The sequence below is a fragment of the Klebsiella sp. 10982 genome (genome assembly GCF_048589245.1).
GTDB classification, from domain to species: domain Bacteria; phylum Pseudomonadota; class Gammaproteobacteria; order Enterobacterales; family Enterobacteriaceae; genus Klebsiella; species Klebsiella quasivariicola.
Genome location: NZ_JBMAXV010000008.1, coordinates 1 through 19,172 on the forward strand (window position 1 = coordinate 1; position 19,172 = coordinate 19,172).

Genomic DNA, 19,172 nt, shown 5'->3' on the forward strand with positions numbered 1-19,172 from the left:
AAATAGCAGCTTCTTAGCCCAGAAACCGTAGCCCGGCTCAGCGCAGCGCAAGCCGGGGAAATAGCGGCTTCTTAGCCTAGCACCGCGGTACCCAGACGACAGGTGCAGCAGCGCCGCCCCCTTTCGTCATACACCACAATTTCCCAGCTCTGACTCTGGCGGCCAAGATGCAGCGGTCGGCATTCGCCTCGTACTTTCCCGCTGGAGACCGGACGATGGTGGCTAGCGTTAAGCTCGGTGCCCACCACGCACTGCCCATCCTCGGTCATCAGCCAACCGGCCATCGAGCCCAGCGTCTCCGCCAGCGCCGCCGAGGCGCCGCCGTGCAGCAGGCCAAACGGCTGATGCGTGCGGGCATCCACCGGCATCTCCGCCTCCAGCAGCCCCGCATCGAGCCGGGTGTAGACGATGCCAAGATGCGCCACCAGGGTGTTTTCGCTGCTGGCGTTCAATTCCGCCAGCGTGAGCTCTCGTTTCCAGGCCATTTACGCCCCCAGCGTCGAGCCGCCATCGACCACAATATCCTGCAGGGTGATATGGCTGGCGTGCGAAGAGGCGAGGAACAGAATGGTATTGGCGATCTCCTGCGGACGGGCAATCTTACCCAGCGGGATCCCGAGCTTAAACTGCTCGCCAAATCCGCGGATCCGCTGCTGTTCCGCATCGTCATTGACCCACAGGGTACGTTGCATATCGGTATCGGTGGAGCCCGGCGACACGAGGTTGCAGCGCACGCCGCTGCCTGCCAGCTCAAGTCCGACGGTCAACGCCAGGCTTTTCAGCGCCGCTTTCGAGGCGCCATAGGCGCTCATGCCGATACGCGGCGTATGCGCGGCATCGGAAGCGACGGTGACAATCGCCCCACCCCGCTGACGGCGGAACTGGGCCATCGTCTGCTGAAACAGATTAAACGCGCCGCCAACGTTCACCGCGAAGGTCTGCCGCCAGTCTTCCGCGCTCAGTTGATCGGTCGCACCCATGCGTAGGATCCCGGCGGCATTCACCAGCACGTCCAGCCGTTCGATGTTGTTGAGCAGCCGCGCGCACACGTCGCGTACCTGGTCGGCATCGGCGACGTCCAGCGTTTCGGTGGCAAACGGGTAGCTTTCGCCGCTAAAGGCAAGGTCGAAACCGGTGACGTTGGCCCCGGCCTCGACGAAAGCCAACGCGGTGGCATAGCCAATGCCTTTACCCGCGCCGGTCACCCACACGGTCTGGCCGCGAAAATCCAGCGCCGCCATTATTGCACCTCACGGGAGAGCAGCGCCCACCAGGCGTCGATGGTCGGGTTTTTCGCCAGCATCACGAAGTCGATATCGCCGTGCACTTTACGCCAGCGGGCGGCCAGCGCCATCATGCGCACCGAATCCAGGCCGTAGTCGATCAGGTTTTCATCATCCAGCGGTTCATCGGATTCGTCGAGCAGCGGCAGGATCAGCGCGCGCAGCGCCGCTTTGGAGGCCGGCAGCGGCAGCAGCTCTTCGGTCATCACCACGCGTCCGGAGCGGCCGGCGACGTATTTCAGCGCCATCAGGTGCTCTTCACGGCTGAAGTCCGCCAGCGCGTCGGCGACAAAGAACGGTTTGATATCGCGCATAAAAGCATCGGTGGCGGTAGTCATGCAGCCGATATGGGCGTAAACGCCGGTAATGATCAGCTGGTCGCGGCCGCTCTCTTTCAGCATCTCTTCAAGCGGCGAGCGATGAAACGCGCTGTAGCGCCATTTCACCAGCACCGTATCCTGTTCATCCGGCGCCAGCGCGGCAATCACCTGCTGCTGCTCCGGCGAGCGGGTCAACCCCGGCCCCCACATATCATTCAGCAGGGCGCGGTCTTCATCGCTCTGCTCTTTCGGCTGGGCGGTGTAGTACACCGGAATACCGTTTTGTTTGCAGAAGTCGCGCAGGGCGGCGATATTAGCCACCACTTTCTCCATCATCGCGCTGTTTTCGCCCCAGAAATTGAGGAAATACTCCTGCATATCGTGGATCAGCAGCGCGGCGCGCGACGGCTCAAAGGCCCAGTTGACTTTGTTCGCCGGGATATCGCTGGCTTCCGGCAGCGCGTAAGCCTGTAATTTAGGGATTGCCATTTTCTGTTCTCCTTCAGCCCAGCTTGCCTTCGGCCAGCCACTGACGTAATTGTTTTTTATCGACTTTGCCCACCGGCGTCAGCGGCAGCGCGGCAACGCACTCCACGCGATCCGGCAGTTTAAATTCCGCCACCCCCTGCTCGCGCAGGAAGCGGCGTACCGCGACGGCGCGCAGCGGCGAGGTCACCACCAGATAAGCGCAGCTTTTCTCGCCCAGCAGATTGTCTTCAATGCTGACCAGCGCGGCGTGGATCACCGCCTCATGGCGCAGCAGCAGGTTTTCGATCTCTTCCGCGGCGATCTTCTCGCCACCGCGGTTGATCTGATCTTTTTCCCGGCCCTGCACGGTGATATAGCCGTCTTCATCGATCGAAATCAGATCGCCGGAGCAGTAAAACCCCTCGGCGTCAAAGGCTTCCGCGTTATGCTGCGGGCTGTTGTAGTAGCCGCGGAAGGTATAAGGGCCGCGGGTCATCAGACGGCCCACTTCGCCGCGCGGCAGCGGGTTGCCATCGGCATCCGCCACCCACACTTCATCGTCCGGGCACATCGGGCAGCCCTGGGTGTTGATAATTCGCTCCGGGCTGTCGTTAAGGCGGGTGTAATTCACCAGCCCCTCCGCCATGCCGAACACCTGCTGCAGCTGGCAGCCGATTTCCGCCGGAATGCGCGCGGCGAGGGTCGCCGACAGGCGTGCGCCGCCGACCTGCAGCAGCTCCAGCGATTGCAGTTGCGCGTTGCCGCCCCATTCATGGATCGCCTGCAGCCACAGGCTGACCGCCGGCGGCACCAGCGACGCGACGTTGATCTGGTGTTGTTCAATCAGCGGGAAACAGAGGGTGGCGCTCGGGTCGGCGGCGAGGATCACCCGGCCGCCGGCGAGGAAGACACCGAGCGAACCCGGGGAACTCATCGCATAGTTATGCGCCGCCGGCAGCGCGTTGAGGTAGCGCGTCTCCGCGTTGATCCCGCAGATCTCGTTGCTGCGCCGGATACTGTAGTCGTAATCGTTATGGGTGCGCGGGATCAGCTTCGGCGTCCCGGTGCTGCCGCCGGAGAGCTGGAAAAAGGCCACTTCGTCGGCAGGGGTTGGATTGGCGACAAAGTTATCCGCCGGGCGGTTAATCTCCGTCGCCAGATCGCGCTCGCCGCCGTCGTTACGCAGCAGCGCGACGCGCAGAGAAGGATGCTCCGCGATAAACGCGTGGAGGAAACTATCATCGGCAAACAGCGCGTGCTCGCGATCGGCAATCAGCAGCGCCGGTTTAATCTGTGCGGCGTAGGCGTTAAGCTCGCTGCGCTGATGGCTGAACAGCGCGTTCACCGGCGCGACGCCGATGCGCAGCAGAGCAAAGAAGGTGATGTAAAACTCGGCGACGTTGCCCAGCTGCACCAGCGCGGTTTCCCCGCGCTTCAGTCCCTGGCGCTGCAGCGAGCAGGCAAGATTGTCCACCAGTTGATTAAACTGGCGGTAGCTAATCTGCCGCTCGCCATCGATAATCGCCACGGCGTCATTGTCCGCATGACGGGTAAGCAGATTGGTTAACGGCAGATCCTGCCAGTAGCCTTTTTGACGATAGCGGGACGCGAACGCTTCCGGCCAACGGGTAAATGCAATCATCCTTGCCTCTTAATTCAAGCCAAATACGTTAAGCATGGTGGTCAGTTTGACGCCGGTTTCGCGCCATTCGCCCAGCGGCGAAGAGGCCGGGACGATACCCGCGCCGGCAAACAGGCGCAGCGTACGCTGCTGCAGACGCGCACAGCGGATGGTCACCACCCACTCACCGTTGCCTTCATCGTCGCACCAGCCAACGATGCCGCCGAACAGCTGGCGATCGAAGGGTTCGAGCTCGGCGATCAGGCGCTTCGCCGCCTGGTGCGGGAAGCCGCTCAGCGCCGGGGTCGGGTGCAGCAGACAGGCCAGCGACATGGCGTTTTCTTCCGCCAGCGCTGTACCTTCGATCGGCGTCGCCAGATGCCAGAGCGTCGGGGTGGTAATCAGCTGCGGCGACTCCGGCAGCGACAGCTGGCTGCTGCGCGGGCCAAGCACGCTCTTCATCGCCTGGGTCACCAGCTCGTGTTCGTGACGATCTTTGCCGGACGCCAGTAGTTTGTTGCCTGCTTCGCGGTCCAGCACATCGTCCGGCTGACGACGGGCGGAGCCGGCCAGCGGTAACGAGCTGAAGCGCTGTCCTTCTTTACGCAGCAGCAGCTCCGGACTGGCGCCCAGCAGCACGCCGCCGTCGGAGAGCGGCACGTGGAAGTTAAAGCTGGCGGGGTTCTGGGCGATCAGTCGCTCCATCAGCGCGCCGCTGTCGACGCGGTCGCGGGTGGTAATATCGATAAGCCTTGATAGCACCACTTTGTCGACTTCCGGGGTGGCGGTCAGCGCGGCGGCGCGTTCTACCATCGCCAGAAACTCGTCCTGCTCCGGGATCTCCCGACGCTCCACCACCTCCATCGCCTCCAGCGGCGCGGCATAGCGGGCGGAACGCTGCTTTTCCGGGCGAGAGAACGCTTCCCAGCGCTCGGGGATATAGAGCTCGGAAGGCTGACAGGTGTCGAACGGGATAGCCCCGACCATCACCGGCTTGCGGATCCCCGCCGCCCGGGCCTCGGCAAAGGCGGCGGCCATCTGCTGCTGGAACTCGCCGTTCAGCGCATCGCCGCCAACGGCGGGCTGTGAGAAGCGACGGAAGCAGCCTGAAGTGGTAAAACTGCGGTACGGCGACATAAAGAAGAAGCTGTCCGGAGACAGGGTCTGGGTGTGTTTCTGTACATCCTCAGCCAGTGACGTTTCCATATCATCCTCCAAAAACGATAAATATATTACGAATAATTATCATTTGTATTTTGGTTGGCTAACCTAAAAGGTATTGCCCGCCATGTCAACCGCGTTACGTCATTGCGCGCCACTTTGGCTTGCATCCTGCTGACGCAAAGTTGAAAATGAGACGCATTTATTACCTTTCGAATCAGGATGCGATGACGTGAACTTCTTTTCTTTCTGCCGCCGCGGTGCGCTGACCGGCATGCTGTTGCTTTTAGGAATTACCTCAGCCCAGGCGGCGGACTGGCCGCGCCAGGTCACCGACAGCTACGGGACCCACACCCTGCCGAGCCAGCCGCTGCGCATTGTCTCCACCAGCGTGACCCTCACCGGCTCGCTGCTGGCGATTGACGCTCCGGTGGTCGCCAGCGGCGCCACCACGCCGAACAACCGCGTGGCCGATAGCCAGGGATTTCTGCGCCAGTGGAGCGAGGTCGCCAAAGCCCGCAAGCTGGCGCGGCTGTACATCGGCGAACCGAGCGCGGAAGCGGTGGCCGCCCAGATGCCGGACCTGATCCTGGTGAGCGCCACCGGCGGCGACTCTGCCCTGCCGCTGTACGATCAGCTCAAAACGATCGCCCCGACGCTGGTCATCAACTATGACGATAAAAGCTGGCAAACCTTGCTCACCCAACTGGGGCAGATCATCGGCCATGAGCAGCAGGCCAGCGCGCGCATTGCCGACTTCAATAAACAGCTCGTTTCGTTAAAAGAAAAAATGAAACTGCCGCCGCAGCCGGTGACCGCCCTGGTCTATACCGCCGCCGCGCACAGCGCCAATATCTGGACGCCGGCATCGGCCCAGGGGCAGATGCTCGAACAGCTGGGCTTTAGCCTGGCGACGCTGCCGGGCGGCCTGCCCGCCAGCCATAGCCAGGGTAAACGCCACGATATCGTGCAGCTGGGCGGGGAGAACCTCGCGGCCGGTCTGAACGGCCAGAGCCTGTTCCTGTTCGCCGGCGACCAGAAAGATGCGGATGCCATCTACGCCAACCCGCTGCTGGCGCATCTCCCGGCGGTCGAAGGCAAACGCGTCTATCCGCTGGGCACCGAGACCTTCCGCCTTGACTACTACAGCGCCCTGCTGGTGCTCCAGCGTCTCTCCAGCCTGTTCGGCTAACGCGGGCTGTGCCATCAGGCCTTAACTCTTTGCCGGGCGGCGCGGCGCTTGCCCGGCCTGCTGAGCTTGCACCGCCCTGCCATACCCCAGGCCCGGTAAGGCGCAGCCGCCACCGGGCATCAGGACGGGAACGCAACCTGAACTCTTTGCCGGGCGGCGCTCCGCTTGCCCGGCCTACAATACCCGAGACCGTAGGCCCGGTAAGGCGTAGCCGCCACCGGGCATCAGGCCGGGTACGCGGCCTGAACATCTTGCCTGGCGGCGCGGCGCTTGCACCGGCCTACAATGCCCGAGACTGTAGGCCCGGTAAGGCGCAGCCGCCACCGGGCAATCGCACCCTACTTAACTTTCGTTGACGATTTCCGGGCTCTGGAAACGGCGCAGCTCGCGTAGCAGCCCCACCAGCAGCACACCGACGAGCGCCAGCGCCCAGCCGCTGGCGCTGGCGGATGCCGCCGGGGTCATCACCGCCCCTAAGCCGCCGAGCAGCGCCGCGCCGATGGCGTCGCCGGTGACGTTTTGCGCGGTCCACAGGCCGTTAATCCGTCCAAGCATATGTTCCGGCGTCTGGGTCTGGATCAGGGTGTACTGCAGCAGCGAGCTAATAGCGCTCAGCCAGCCAAACAGCGCCAGGCACAGCGCACCCAACGCCCAGTGCGGCATCAGGCTGAACAGCGCAATGGCGATAAACGATCCCACCGTGGTCGCCAGCATCAGCGCGCCTGGCCGCACCGTCTGGGCCAGCTGGCCGCTGGTCAACGCCCCCAGCGCCGCCCCGAGCGGGATCGCAGCGTACAGCAGGCCAATCTGTCCGGCCGACATCTGCCAGCCGTCGGCCAGCGCCGGATAGAGCACCCGCACCGCGCTGGCCATGGTCAGCAGACCACCGAGCAGCGCAATCCCGCCGATAAGCGGGCTCTGGCAGAGGAAGGTCAGCCCCGCCAGCAGGGAGCGCAGCGGATGCTCACGCGGCTGCGGAGGCGGCGGCAGCTGCGGCAGACGCAGCAGGGTTAAGGTGGTGATAAAGGTCCCCGCCGCCGCCAGGCCGAAGTTCCAGGCCACGCCGCCGGTGGCCAGCAGCAGGCCGCCGATCATCGGCGAAATCACCGAGCCAAGGCGCACCGTCAACATGGTGATGGCCCCGGCCTGCATCAGGTTTTCCCGCCCCACCAGCGCCGGCGTCGCCGCCAGCAGCGCGGTCACCCCCAACGAGGCGAAGAACCCGTCCCAAATCCCCAGCAGGTAGATCGCCGCCAGCGACGGCTCCGGCAACAGGGCGTTCAGACACAGGCCGACAAAGCCCACGCCGCAGGTGCCGCGCGCCAGCAGGATCAGGCGTTTGCGCTCATAGCGGTCAGCCAGTACGCCCCCCACCATCAGGCCAACAAACATCGACGCGCCGGTCAAGGTCACCGACAACCCGACCTGCCAGGTCGAATGGGTCATCATCTGGATCTGCACCGGGATGGCCACGCCCAGCAGGCCAAGCGACAGAATAGAGATAAAGCGAGCGATAAAAACGGCGCGAAACGCCGGGTGAGTTTTCAGCAGGCTGAGATTGAGCAGCCAGGATTGTCGGTTCATTACAGCGCCTTGTCGTTATTTTTAATACCCTTTTTACTGTGGGTCATGCTACCATAGCTGAATAAAATCGATAACGATAATTACTATCATTATCATATCAGGGATGTCAGTTATGTCGTTTTCTACGACCGCGGTACGCTCTGTCGCCGTGCCCGGATTGTTGCTATTACTCGCCTTAGCCGCCGCGCTTAGCCTGACCATCGGCGCCAAATCGTTGCCGATCGGCACGGTATTCACCGCCTTCAGCGGAACCTGTCAAAGCGCCGACTGCACTATCGTGCTGGACGCGCGCCTGCCGCGCACTCTGGCCGGTCTGCTGGCCGGCGTCGCCCTCGGCCTCGCCGGCGCGCTGATGCAGACGCTCACCCGCAACCCGCTGGCCGACCCCGGCCTGCTGGGGGTCAACTCCGGCGCCAGCTTCGCCATCGTCCTCGGCGCGGCGCTGTTCGGGATCACTTCCCCGCAGGAGCAGCTGCTGCTGGCGTTCTGCGGCGCGCTCTGCGCCTCGCTGCTGGTAGCCTTTACCGGCAGCCAGGGCGGCGGTCAGCTGAGCCCGGTGCGCCTCACTCTCGCCGGGGTCGCCCTTGCGGCGGTACTCGAGGGGCTGTCCAACGGCATCGCCCTGCTCAACCCGGACGTCTACGATCAGCTACGCTTCTGGCAGGCCGGTTCGCTGGATATCCGCACCCTGCAAACGCTGAAAATTGTCCTGCTGCCGGTAGTCGTGGCGGGGATCGCCGCTCTGCTGCTGAGCCGGGCGCTGAACAGCCTGAGCCTGGGCAACGATACCGCCACCGCCCTCGGCAGCCGCGTCGCCCGCACCCAGCTGATCGGCCTGATCGTCATCACCGTCCTGTGCGGCAGCGCCACCGCCGTCGTCGGCCCCATCGCCTTTATCGGCCTGATGATGCCGCATATGGCGCGCTGGCTGGTGGGGGCCGATCATCGCTGGTCGCTGCCGGTCACCCTGCTCGCCACCCCGGCCCTGCTGCTGTTTGCCGACGTGATTGGCCGCCTGCTGGTGCCCGGCGAACTGCGGGTATCGGTGGTGAGCGCCTTTCTCGGCGCGCCGGTGCTGATCTGGCTGGTGCGCCGCCAGCCGCGGGGAGGTGGACTGTGATTGCTCCGTCCCGCCGCCTGATAGCCAGCTGTCTGCTGCTGATGGCCGCCAGCCTGCTGATTTCTCTGCTCGGGCTGGCGCAAGGCCCGGTGCCCCTGACGATTGACCAGGTGTTCTCGGCGCTGTTCGGCGATGCGCCGCGCAACGTCGCGATGGTGGTGAACGAATGGCGGCTGCCGCGGGTGTTAATGGCGCTGCTCATCGGCGCCGCGCTCGGCGTCAGCGGCGCCATTTTCCAGTCGCTGACCCGTAACCCGCTCGGCAGCCCGGACGTGATGGGCTTTAACACCGGCGCCTGGAGCGGCGTGCTGGTGGCAATGGTCCTCTTCGGCCAGAACCTGACGGCGATCGCCCTGGCGGCGATGGCCGGCGGGGTGCTGACCTCGCTGGTGGTCTGGCTGCTGGCCTGGCGCAACGGGATCGAAACCTTCCGCCTGATCATTATCGGCATCGGCGTGCGCGCCATGCTGGTGGCATTCAACACCTGGCTGCTGCTGCGCGCCTCGCTGGAGACCGCCCTTTCTGCGGGCCTGTGGAACGCCGGATCGCTTAATGGCCTGACCTGGGGTAAAACCTGGCCGTCGGCGCCGCTGATCCTGTTGATGCTGGTGGGCAGCGCCCTGCTGGTTCGCCGGATGCGGCTGCTGGAGATGGGCGACGATACCGCCTGCGCGCTGGGGGTGCAGGTCGAGCGTTCGCGCCTGCTGCTGATGCTGGTGGCGGTGGTGCTCACCGCCGCCTCGACGGCGCTGGCCGGGCCGATCTCATTTATCGCGCTGGTGGCGCCGCATATCGCCCGCCGCCTGAGCGGCACGGCCCGCTGGGGACTGACCCAGTCGGCCCTGTGCGGCGCGCTGCTGCTGGCGCTGGCCGATTACGGCGCCCAACGGCTGTTTATGCCGTGGCAGCTGCCGGTTGGCGTGTTAACCGTCAGCCTCGGCGGTATTTACCTTATTGCATTGTTGATTCAGGAGTCCCGCAAAAAATGAGTGCTGTCCCCTCCCGTTTGCGCGGCGAGCAGTTAACCCTGGCCTACGGGAACAAGACCATCGCCGAGTCGCTGAACGTGACCATCCCTGACGGTCACTTCACCGCCATTATCGGCCCCAACGGCTGCGGCAAGTCGACGCTATTGCGCACCCTCAGTCGCCTGATGACGCCCGCCAGCGGCCACGTCTGGCTCGACGGCGCGCAGATCCAGCAGTACGCCAGTAAAGAGGTTGCCCGCCGCATCGGGCTGCTGGCGCAGAATGCCACCACCCCTGGCGATATCACGGTGCAGGAGCTGGTGGCCCGCGGGCGCTATCCGCACCAGCCGCTGTTTACCCGCTGGCGCAAAGAAGATGAAGAGGCGGTGAACAAGGCGATGCGGGCGACCGGGATCAGCGATCTGGCGCTGCAGAGCGTCGACACGCTTTCCGGCGGCCAGCGGCAGCGGGCGTGGATTGCGATGGTGCTGGCCCAGGAGACGGCGATTATGCTGTTGGATGAGCCGACCACCTGGCTGGACATCAGCCATCAGATCGACCTGCTGGAGCTGTTGAGCGAGCTGAATCGCGAGAAGGGTTATACCCTGGCGGCAGTGCTGCACGATCTTAACCAGGCCTGCCGCTACGCCACCCACCTGATCGCCCTGCGCGACGGCAGGATCGTCGCCGAGGGGGCGCCAAAGGAGATCGTTACGGCGGATCTGATTGAACGGATTTACGGCCTGCGCTGCACGATCATTGAGGATCCGGTGGCGCATACGCCGCTGGTGGTGCCGCTGGGCCGCCGGTAATCTCCCCTTTCCCCGGCTTGCGCTACGCTGAGCCGGGCTACCTGCTGTAGCCCGAACTCAACCGTTACCCCAGAATCTCCCTGACCACCGGGCCGATGGCTTCAAAGGCCTGCGGGGAGATGATGTCTACGTGGGCGCAGTTCTGGCTGAACACCTCCAGTTCCCCCACCCACGGGCCCCATACGACCTGCGGATCCATCCCCGCCTGCCGCGTCTTCTCCGCCACGAACAGCGTCGCCTTGCCGTCAAACGACGCGCTGTGGGCGGTGGTTAACAGCCGCACCGCATCGGCATAGTTACCTTCGATAGCGCTGAACAGCTCGCCGGAGGCTTGCCCTTGCTGGGCGGCGAGGAACGCCTCGCGCTCGCGGTCAATCTCCGCCAGTACCTCGGGATCCAGCCCGTTAGCCTCTTTCTCCGCCCAGTTTTGCGTCTCCGGCGGCCAGGTATCCAGCAGGCCGAGGAAGGCCACCGCTTCGCCGCGCTGGCGCAAACGGGCGGCAATCCCCTGGGCTAAGGTGCCGCCCAGCGAATACCCGAACAGGTAATAAGGGCCGTGAGGCTGCTGCGCCAGCAGCGTGCGCAGATGGTGCTCGCACACCTCATCGAGGCTGGCGGCGCTGGCCATCGGCCCCTGCGGACGCGGCGACTGAATCCCGGTTATCGACCAGCGCGGGCTGAGATAGCGCGCCAGCACGCTGAACTGCCAGGCAAAGCCGGAGGCGGGATGGAAGCAGAACAGCGTCGGGCCGTCGCTCTCGCGCAGCGGCAGAAGCGTATCCAGCCCCAGGCGCCGGGCCTGCTCATCGCTGAGATCGGCAGCCAGCAGCGCGCTCAGTTTGCCCACCGTCGAGGCCACCATCACCTGCCCCGGGGTCACCTGCCGCGCCAGCTGGCGGCTGAGCTGCGCCGCCAGGCGCATCGCCAGCAGCGAATGGCCGCCAAGGGCGAAGAAATCGGCGTCGATATCGTTCACCTCGCAGCCCAGCAGCTGGCTAAAGGCCGCGGCGACAAGGGTTTCCATCCCGGGCTCCGGCGGCCGGCCGCTGCGCTCCCCGCCGAGGGTCGGCAGCGGCAGCGCTTTGCGGTCCAGTTTGCCGTTGGCGCTCAGCGGCAGTTCAGCGAGCTGCATCAGCACCACCGGCACCATATGCGGCGGCAGCTGTTCCGCCAGCCGCGCTCTCAGCGCCGCGGTATCCAGCGGCAGGCCGGAGTCAGAGACCAGATAGCCCACTAGCTGCCGGGCATCGCCGCCGGTCGCCGCCGCCTGATTGAAGACGCAGGCGTGGCTCAACGCCTGCGCCACGTCCGGCAGGGCCGACATCACCCGATCAATCTCGCCAAGCTCGATGCGCTGCCCGCGGATCTTCAGCTGGTCGTCGCTGCGGCCAAGGTACTCCACCGCGCCGTTCGTCAGCCAGCGCGCCACATCGCCGGTGCGATACATCCGCTCGCCGGGGGCAAACGGATCGGCGATAAAGCGGCTGGCGGTGAGGTCCGGACGTCCGAGATAGCCCTGCGCCAGCTGGATGCCGGTAAGATAAAGATCCCCCGCCACCCCCGGCGGCACCGGGCGCATCGCGGCATCGAGAATGCGCAGCCCGGTGTTCCACACCGGCCAGCCAATCGGCACGCTGCTGCCAGTCACGGCTGCCAGCTCAGGCCCGCAGGCCGGATACCAGCTGACATCCACCGCCGCTTCCGTCGGGCCGTACAGGTTATGCAGCGGCGCGCCGGTTAAGCGCTCCCAGTCGCGGCACAATTCCGTCGGTAGCGCTTCGCCGCTGCAGAAGACCCGTCGCAGCGTGCGGCAGGCGGCGACGCTGTCGCCATCCAGCGAGGCGACAAACGCCGCCAGCATCGAGGGCACAAAGTGGGTGGTGGTCACGCCGTAGCGGGCGAAAAACTGCTGCATCGCCTGCGGGTCGCGGTGCGCCTCCGGCTCGGCCATCACCAGCTGCGCGCCGGCGATAAACGGCCACCAGAACTCCCACACCGACACGTCGAAACTGCACGGCGTTTTCTGCGCCACCACGTCGTCGGCAGATAACGGATAGCGATCCTGCATCCACAGCAGGCGGTTGACGATGGCGGTCTGGCCGACCATCACCCCTTTCGGCCGCCCGGTGGAGCCGGAGGTAAAGATGATGTAGGCGGTATGGTCCGGTTTTGACAGCGCCAGCGGCGCCTCATCACCGGCGGCCAGCGGCTGCTGGTAGCAGAGGCTTTCCAGCCCCGGGATATCGCTGAAGCGGGCCAGCTGATCCTCCGAGGCGATCAGCAGCGACGGCCGGGCGTCTTCCAGCATCATCCGCAGGCGGTCGTCCGGATAGCCAGTGTCCAGCGGCAGCCAGGCGGCCCCCGCTTCGACAATACCGTGCAGCGCCAGGGTCAGGAACACCGAGCGCGGCAGGGCCACCGCCACGCTGTCGCCCGGCTTCACGCCGCGCTGACGCAGCAGCTGCGCGAGCGCCACCACCTGCTGACGCATCTCGCGATAGCTGAACTGCCAGCGGGCGTCCGCCAGCGCCGGGGCATCCGGCGTCTTCCGCGCCTGGTCGGCCACCAGCGCGCTGAGGGTGGTAGCGGGCAGCGGCACAGCGGTATCGTTGACCGCCGCCAGCCGGGCCAGCTCGTCGGCGGAGAGCATCTCTGCTTCGCCGCAGCGCAGCGCCGGATCGGCGGCGAACTGCGCCAGCAGCGCGGTCAGTCGCGCCATGTGGCGACGCAGCTCGGCTTCGTCGTACCGGGCTTTGTTGGCGAGGATCTCCAGCGACAGGCCGCCGGTCTCATCCGGGAACAGCGCCAGCTCAAGATCGTTGACCGGGCCGGTGGCAAGGGTGTGGGTCACCGCCTCAATACCATCGATATCCAGCTGGTAATCAAAGACTTTGACGTTCAGCACCGGGCCGAACAGCGGTTCATCCCCTGCCGCTTTGCCGCTGTCGCGAACGATCTGCTCGGCGTCATAGCGCTGATGGCGGCGCATCTTTTTCAACTGAGCGGCGAGGCGCATCGCCAGGTCTGCCAGCGTCTCCCGGGCGTCAATATGCACCGCCAGGGGCAGGACATTGAGCACCGGCCCCGTCGAGGTCAGCGCGGCTGACCCCATCCGGCGCATAAAGATAAAGCCCGCCGCGTAGTCCATCCGGTTGCACAGGCGGCCCAGCCACAGGGTGGTGAGCGCCAGCGCCAGGTCAGCGGGCTGACACTGCGGCGCATGGCCGGCCAGACGGCGGAAGGCGTCGGCATTCATCTCCAGCTTCATCCGCCAGATATCGCTCCCGGCGGCGCGCCCGCCCAGCGGCGCGGCAGAGAGCGAGGCAGGCGCCGGTAACGCCTGGCGTTGGGCCTGCCAGAAGGCTTTATCCCGCTGCCAGGCCTCGCTGCCGGCGTAGCGCTGGTACTCATCCACCACCTCAGCGAAGGGGGTGAAAGGCGACTCAGGAGTGGCTTCCCCCCGCTGCCAGGCGCGGTAAATGGCGGCGATCTGCCGGGTTATTGCCGGGAAGCTGAAGCCGTCCACCAGCAAGTGGTGATAGCGCTGATACCAGTACCAGCGGTCGTCGCCGACGCGCAGCAGCTGATGGCACACCAGCGGGTTGCCGCCGTCAACGCGCAGATCCTGCGCCAGGTCCGCCTGCATCCGCTCCACGGCGGCGTGATGCGGATCCGGCGCCGTACGCAGGTCAATGATCGACGGTTCGCCAAAGGTGCGGTCGGCCGCCAGCCACTGCCAGACTTCCCCCTCCTCTTCCTCAAAGCGCAGGCTGAGGGTGTCCGCCTGCTGCAGACCGGCGACAATCGCTTTTCCCAGCAGCGTCGGGTCGAGGGCGCCGCGCAGTTCAACATAGTGGGCCACGCTCCAGGCGCCTGGCAGAGTGGAGAGGCGCTCGGCCATCCAGATCCCCGGCTGCGCGGCAACCAGCGGTAAACGAGTGGTCATTGTCAGCTCCTTATGACGCATGATGGGCGGGGGTCAGTGTCGACCAGTTGGCCGCCAGCCAGGCGTTGCAGGCCTCGGCCGACTGCGGGGGGCACACCACCGTCCAGCCGGCAGGCAGGTCGCAGTGCGCCGGCCAAAGGCTGTACTGCTGCTGATCATTGCGCAGAATGTAAAACTGCCCTTGCGGATTGTCGAAGGGGTTACTGAATTGCATATCAAACTCCTGTCGTAAAGCGCGATGCTAAGGGTGCGACAGCAGCGGCTGCCAGAGCTGGATAAGCCCTGCCGTCAGCCCGCCGCGCCAGCAAAGCGCATCATGCCCGCCGTCAACCTGACGCCAGAAAATCGTCTGCTGTGGTGTAGTGAGTTGCGCCAGTAGCGTCTGGTTAGCGCGAAAAATAATCGGTTCACGCTGGCCCGCTTCCAGCCAGACGCGCAGCCCGGCCGCGGACACCTCACCCTGGCGAAGCTGTTCGCCGATAAAGCCCGTCCCGCGGCCATCGCGATGCGGCCACCAGTAGGAGCCTGACTGGCTGAGTACGCAGCCAAAGCGCTGCGGCCAGTTGAGGGCGGCGAACATCGCCGCCAGGCCGCCGAAGCTTTGCCCGGCCACCACCGTCCGATCCGGGCGGTCGCTGAACGGGGCATGGCTGCGGACCAGCGGCAGGAGCTCCTCCTGCACCGCCAGCCAGAAATCGCGGTGACAGGGCAGCTCAACCCCGCGGCGCTGGTTGTCGATCGCGTCAATCAGCAGGTAGACCGCCGGCGGCAGCTTCCCCTCGTGGGTCAGGGCGGCCAGCGGCGACCACACCGGCATGCTTTCGGCCCAGAACTGGCCGTCCAGCAGGATCGCCAGCGGCCGCGTTTGCGGGTCGACGGCCTCGCCAGGGGTGTAGATCCAGACCCGGCGATGGTTGCCCAGACGCGCGCTGCGCCACTCAAGACAACGGGCGGGAGGATGCGCCTCATTAAGCCGGTCCCAGCCGGGCTGCGCGGGGGCCTGCGGCATCTCCAGGGCCGACACGCCATGGCCGCGTCCGCCCTGCCAGCTGTGCGGGTTCAGCGGATCGGCTATCGCCCGCGGCAGCAGTTTGCGCCAGCCTTCGCGCAGCAGCGCGCGGTCGGGGGCGTCAGCGCTGAACACCTCAGGGGAAAAATCATCGTCACGGTCGGAGGGAATAAAACAGTAGCTACCGCGCCAGGTCGGCGACAGCGTAGTGCGCCAGCACCAGGCGTCGGTCCCGGGCAGACGCGTCAGCGATTGCGGCCGCGCATTCTGATGGTGGTCGGTCACGCCGGTGATATACAGCCATACCCGACGATAGGGAGAGTGCGTTTCATCCCCCGCCGGATCCCGCCACCAGAACGTCACCTCGATGACGTCATCCACTGCGCGGCACTGCGGTCCGTGCAGGGTTTGCCACCATTCCTCGCTTCCTGTCCTTAACATTCTGTCATTAACCCTATGTATCACGTGACTTTTTTAATTAATTGTCACTATTTATTGATAATATTATTGATAACTATTTGCATTTGCAATAGCGTATTAGCGCGCCGTGGGAAGCGCGTCTTTCACCAGAACATGTCAAAGCGGGCTTATTCAGCCAGCGACGGAGTGCCTTTGCCCGCTTCTGGCAACATTTATGCCGCCTCCCCTCCCGGTGGGAAGGGGCGTTTGGGGAACGTGGCGACAAAAAAGCAGGAATAACAATGAATAACAGGATCAAATCCCTGGCCTTGCTGGTCAATCTGGGAATTTACGGGGTTGCTTTTCCGTTAAGCGCAGCGGAAACCGCCACCGACGATAAAAACAGCGCTGCTGAAGAGACCATGGTGGTCACCGCCGCCGAGCAGAACCTGCAGGCGCCGGGCGTCTCCACCATCACCGCCGATGAGATCCGCAAACGTCCGCCAGCGCGCGACGTCTCGGAGATCATTCGCACCATGCCGGGGGTCAACCTGACCGGCAACTCCACCAGCGGCCAGCGCGGCAATAACCGCCAGATTGATATCCGCGGCATGGGCCCGGAAAACACCCTGATCCTGATCGACGGCAAGCCGGTCACCAGCCGCAACTCCGTGCGCCTCGGCTGGCGCGGCGAGCGCGACACCCGCGGCGACACCAGCTGGGTGCCGCCGGAGATGATCGAACGCATCGAAGTGATCCGCGGCCCGGCCGCCGCCCGCTACGGCAACGGCGCCGCCGGCGGCGTGGTGAATATCATCACCAAAAAAACCGGCGATGAGTGGCACGGCTCATGGAACACCTATATGAACGCCCCGGAGCACAAGGATGAAGGCTCCACCAAACGCACTAACTTCAGCCTCAGCGGCCCGCTGGGCGGCGATTTCAGCTTCCGCCTGTTCGGTAACCTCGACAAAACGCAGGCCGACGCCTGGGATATCAACCAGGGCCATCAGTCCGAACGTACCGGGATCTATGCCGATACCCTGCCGGCCGGGCGCGAAGGGGTGAAAAACAAAAACATCGATGGTCTGGTGCGCTGGGAATTCGCTCCGATGCAGTCGCTGGAGTTTGAAGCCGGCTACAGCCGCCAGGGCAACCTCTACGCTGGTGACACCCAGAACACCAACACCAACGACCTGGTAAAAGAGAACTACGGCAAAGAGACCAACCGGCTGTATCGCAACACCTACTCGGTCACCTGGAACGGCGCCTGGGACAACGGGGTGACCACCAGCAACTGGGCGCAGTACGAGCGCACCCGCAACTCGCGCAAAGGCGAAGGCCTGGCCGGGGGCACCGAGGGGATCTTTAACAGTAATCAGTTCTCGGATATCGATCTGTCAGATGTGATGCTGCACAGTGAAGTCAGTATCCCGTTCGACTATCTGGTTAATCAGAACCTGACGCTGGGCAGCGAGTGGAATCAACAGCGGATGAAGGATAACGCGTCCAACACCCAGGCGCTGTCGGGAGGCGAAATTCCGGGCTACGACAGCACCGGCCGCAGCCCGTACTCGCAGGCGGAAATCTTCTCGCTGTTCGCCGAGAACAACATGGAGCTGACCGACACCACCATGCTGACTCCGGCGCTGCGTTTCGATCATCACAGCATTGTCGGCAATAACTGGAGCCCGTCCCTCAACCTGTCGCAGGGCCTGTGGGACGACTTCACGCTGAAGATGGGTATCGCCCGCGCCTATAAAGCACCGAGCCTGTATCAGACCAACCCGAACTATATTCTCTACAGCAAAGGACAGGGCTGCTACGCCAGTAAATCCGGTTGCTATCTGCAGGGTAACGACGACTTAAAAGCCGAGACCAGCATCAACAAAGAGATTGGCCTCGAGTTTAAACGCGACGGCTGGCTGGCGGGCGTCACCTGGTTCCGCAACGACTATCGCAATAAGATTGAAGCGGGCTATGCCCCGGTCTATACCAACGGCAGCGGCACTGACCTCTACCAATGGGAAAACGTGCCGAAAGCGGTGGTGGAAGGCCTGGAAGGGACGTTGAACGTGCCGGTAAGCGAGACCGTGAACTGGACCAACAACATCACCTATATGCTGCAGAGTAAGAACAAAGAGACCGGCGATCGTCTGTCGATTATCCCGGAATACACGCTGAACTCTACGCTGAGCTGGCAGGTACGCGATGACGTTTCGCTGCAGTCAACCTTTACCTGGTACGGTAAGCAGGAGCCGAAGAAGTACAACTACAAAGGTCAACCGGTTACCGGCAGCGAGAAGAACGAGGTCAGCCCCTACAGCATCCTCGGCCTGAGCGCGACCTGGGACGTCACCAAATACGTCAGTCTGACCGGCGGCGTGGATAACGTCTTCGACAAACGCCACTGGCGCGCGGGCAACGCCCAGACCACCGGGGGCGCCACCGGCTATATGTATGGCGCCGGCGCCGAGACCTATAACGAATCGGGCCGTACCTGGTATATGAGCGTCAACACCCACTTCTGATAGCGGGTTCTCCCTCCCCCGCCCTTGCTGGACAAAGGGCGGGGGCAACCGCGGTAACCTTACCCTATGCGCCACCATCACACCGCTTTGCCACTGGCCGGCTATACCATCCAGCAGATCGACTTCGACCCGGCGACTTTCCAGCCGGAAGATCTGTTCTGGCTGCCCTATCACGCCAGCCTGACCGGCTGGGGCCGCAAGCGGCAGGCGGAGCATCTGGCCGGACGCATCGCCGCGGCATACGCCCTGCGCGAGGTGGGGGAGAAACGGCTTCCCGCCATCGGCGATCGGCGCCAGCCGCTGTGGCCCACACCCTGGTTCGGCAGCATCAGCCACTGCGGCCAGCGCGCGCTGGCGGTGGTTGCCGATCGGCCGGTGGGGGTCGATATCGAGCGCCGGTTTACCCCCCAGCTGGCGGCGGAACTGGAGAGCAGCATTATCAGTCCGGCAGAAAAAACGGCGCTGCTGCGCAGCGGTCTGCCCTTCCCGCTGGCGCTGACGCTGGCGTTTTCCGCGAAAGAGAGTGGGTTTAAGGCCTGGTCTTCACACGCTTTAGCCCTGCCCGGCTTCCACAGCGCCCGGATTGTGGCGCTCACTGCGCAGCAGGTTCATTTACGTTTTACCGCCCGCTTCTCCGTACAGCTTGCTGATTTCACCTTGCAAATCAATCATCTGATAAAAGACGATTTCGTTATTACCTGTACCTGCCCGCCTCGCGAAGCGTGATCCTTTTCGCTTTTTAAGAAATTACCTGTGCA

General features: G+C 64.2%; 15 protein-coding genes. 6 read left to right on the plus strand and 9 right to left on the minus strand.

The genetic code is table 11. The features are described from left to right. Window positions 1–71: 71 nt before the first annotated feature. From entH to entC, 5 genes are read right to left on the minus strand one after another with little or no spacing between them, the layout of a single operon-like run. Complete coding sequence (entH, locus tag ACKLKD_RS09275; RefSeq protein ID WP_080897291.1) at window positions 72–485, minus strand: proofreading thioesterase EntH; 414 nt, start codon at window positions 483–485, stop codon at window positions 72–74. After that, complete coding sequence (gene entA, locus ACKLKD_RS09280) at window positions 486–1,241, minus strand: 2,3-dihydro-2,3-dihydroxybenzoate dehydrogenase EntA (protein ID WP_042929942.1); 756 nt, start codon at window positions 1,239–1,241, stop codon at window positions 486–488. It abuts the gene before it with no gap. Continuing rightward, a complete protein-coding gene (entB, locus tag ACKLKD_RS09285) occupies window positions 1,241–2,092 on the minus strand; it encodes an enterobactin biosynthesis bifunctional isochorismatase/aryl carrier protein EntB (protein WP_025714610.1) in 852 nt (283 codons plus the stop codon). Before entB ends, entA begins: the two co-directional genes overlap by 1 nt. 13 nt (window positions 2,093–2,105) lie before the next feature. Next, window positions 2,106–3,713 (minus strand): (2,3-dihydroxybenzoyl)adenylate synthase EntE, encoded by a 1,608-nt coding sequence (gene entE, locus ACKLKD_RS09290; protein ID WP_025714611.1) that lies wholly within the window; start codon window positions 3,711–3,713, stop codon window positions 2,106–2,108. A gap of 9 nt (window positions 3,714–3,722) precedes the next feature. After that, window positions 3,723–4,898 carry an isochorismate synthase EntC gene (gene entC / locus ACKLKD_RS09295; protein ID WP_025714612.1) on the minus strand — a complete coding sequence of 392 codons (1,176 nt, stop codon included), beginning with the start codon at window positions 4,896–4,898 and terminating at the stop codon, window positions 3,723–3,725. Window positions 4,899–5,085: 187 nt separating this feature from the next. On the opposite strand from entC, the gene fepB reads away from it, so the two are divergent. Beyond that, window positions 5,086–6,045, plus strand: a complete 960-nt coding sequence (fepB, locus tag ACKLKD_RS09300) for a Fe2+-enterobactin ABC transporter substrate-binding protein (RefSeq protein WP_025714613.1) — start codon at window positions 5,086–5,088, stop codon at window positions 6,043–6,045. 342 nt (window positions 6,046–6,387) lie between these two features. Here the strand turns inward: fepB and entS are convergent, their stop codons facing one another. Next, complete coding sequence (entS, locus tag ACKLKD_RS09305; RefSeq protein ID WP_080897292.1) at window positions 6,388–7,629, minus strand: enterobactin transporter EntS; 1,242 nt, start codon at window positions 7,627–7,629, stop codon at window positions 6,388–6,390. A 112-nt stretch (window positions 7,630–7,741) separates the two neighbouring features. Between entS and fepD the strand changes: the two genes are divergently transcribed. From fepD to fepC, 3 genes are read left to right on the plus strand one after another with little or no spacing between them, the layout of a single operon-like run. Continuing rightward, a complete protein-coding gene (fepD, locus tag ACKLKD_RS09310; RefSeq protein ID WP_004176917.1) occupies window positions 7,742–8,749 on the plus strand; it encodes a Fe(3+)-siderophore ABC transporter permease in 1,008 nt (335 codons plus the stop codon). Then, a complete protein-coding gene (gene fepG / locus ACKLKD_RS09315) occupies window positions 8,746–9,738 on the plus strand; it encodes an iron-enterobactin ABC transporter permease (protein ID WP_004147521.1) in 993 nt (330 codons plus the stop codon). Before fepD ends, fepG begins: the two co-directional genes overlap by 4 nt. Further along, entirely contained in the window at window positions 9,735–10,529 is a 795-nt protein-coding gene (gene fepC / locus ACKLKD_RS09320) for an iron-enterobactin ABC transporter ATP-binding protein (RefSeq protein ID WP_002893737.1), read from the plus strand. Before fepG ends, fepC begins: the two co-directional genes overlap by 4 nt. A gap of 64 nt (window positions 10,530–10,593) precedes the next feature. Here fepC and entF read toward each other — a convergent pair whose 3' ends face one another. Genes entF through fes form a run of 3 tightly spaced genes read right to left on the minus strand, consistent with a single transcriptional unit; the run spans window position 10,594 to window position 15,946 of the window. Beyond that, window positions 10,594–14,475, minus strand: a complete 3,882-nt coding sequence (gene entF / locus ACKLKD_RS09325) for an enterobactin non-ribosomal peptide synthetase EntF (RefSeq protein ID WP_087806254.1) — start codon at window positions 14,473–14,475, stop codon at window positions 10,594–10,596. A 10-nt stretch (window positions 14,476–14,485) separates the two neighbouring features. Next, window positions 14,486–14,689: an MbtH family protein gene (locus ACKLKD_RS09330; RefSeq protein WP_004176919.1), complete on the minus strand. Its 204-nt coding sequence runs from the start codon at window positions 14,687–14,689 to the stop codon at window positions 14,486–14,488. Window positions 14,690–14,716: 27 nt separating this feature from the next. Beyond that, window positions 14,717–15,946, minus strand: coding sequence for an enterochelin esterase (fes, locus tag ACKLKD_RS09335; protein WP_312019180.1), 1,230 nt, complete (start codon window positions 15,944–15,946; stop codon window positions 14,717–14,719). A gap of 239 nt (window positions 15,947–16,185) precedes the next feature. Between fes and fepA the strand changes: the two genes are divergently transcribed. Both fepA and entD read left to right on the plus strand, forming a co-directional pair. Next, window positions 16,186–18,414 carry a siderophore enterobactin receptor FepA gene (gene fepA, locus ACKLKD_RS09340; protein ID WP_080897294.1) on the plus strand — a complete coding sequence of 743 codons (2,229 nt, stop codon included), beginning with the start codon at window positions 16,186–16,188 and terminating at the stop codon, window positions 18,412–18,414. Window positions 18,415–18,480: 66 nt separating this feature from the next. Beyond that, window positions 18,481–19,140 (plus strand): enterobactin synthase subunit EntD, encoded by a 660-nt coding sequence (entD, locus tag ACKLKD_RS09345; protein WP_087806258.1) that lies wholly within the window; start codon window positions 18,481–18,483, stop codon window positions 19,138–19,140. Window positions 19,141–19,172 lie beyond the last annotated feature (32 nt).

Coding starts and splice junctions, on each gene's coding strand:
- fepC (WP_002893737.1), top strand. CDS start 9,735: ATGAGTGCTGTCCCCTCCCGTTTGCGCGGCGAGCAGTTAACCCTGGCC.
- entB (WP_025714610.1), bottom strand. CDS start 2,092: ATGGCAATCCCTAAATTACAGGCTTACGCGCTGCCGGAAGCCAGCGAT.
- entS (WP_080897292.1), bottom strand. CDS start 7,629: ATGAACCGACAATCCTGGCTGCTCAATCTCAGCCTGCTGAAAACTCAC.
- entC (WP_025714612.1), bottom strand. CDS start 4,898: ATGGAAACGTCACTGGCTGAGGATGTACAGAAACACACCCAGACCCTG.
- fepD (WP_004176917.1), top strand. CDS start 7,742: ATGTCGTTTTCTACGACCGCGGTACGCTCTGTCGCCGTGCCCGGATTG.
- ACKLKD_RS09330 (WP_004176919.1), bottom strand. CDS start 14,689: ATGCAATTCAGTAACCCCTTCGACAATCCGCAAGGGCAGTTTTACATT.
- entD (WP_087806258.1), top strand. CDS start 18,481: ATGCGCCACCATCACACCGCTTTGCCACTGGCCGGCTATACCATCCAG.
- fepA (WP_080897294.1), top strand. CDS start 16,186: ATGAATAACAGGATCAAATCCCTGGCCTTGCTGGTCAATCTGGGAATT.
- entE (WP_025714611.1), bottom strand. CDS start 3,713: ATGATTGCATTTACCCGTTGGCCGGAAGCGTTCGCGTCCCGCTATCGT.
- entH (WP_080897291.1), bottom strand. CDS start 485: ATGGCCTGGAAACGAGAGCTCACGCTGGCGGAATTGAACGCCAGCAGC.
- entA (WP_042929942.1), bottom strand. CDS start 1,241: ATGGCGGCGCTGGATTTTCGCGGCCAGACCGTGTGGGTGACCGGCGCG.
- entF (WP_087806254.1), bottom strand. CDS start 14,475: ATGACCACTCGTTTACCGCTGGTTGCCGCGCAGCCGGGGATCTGGATG.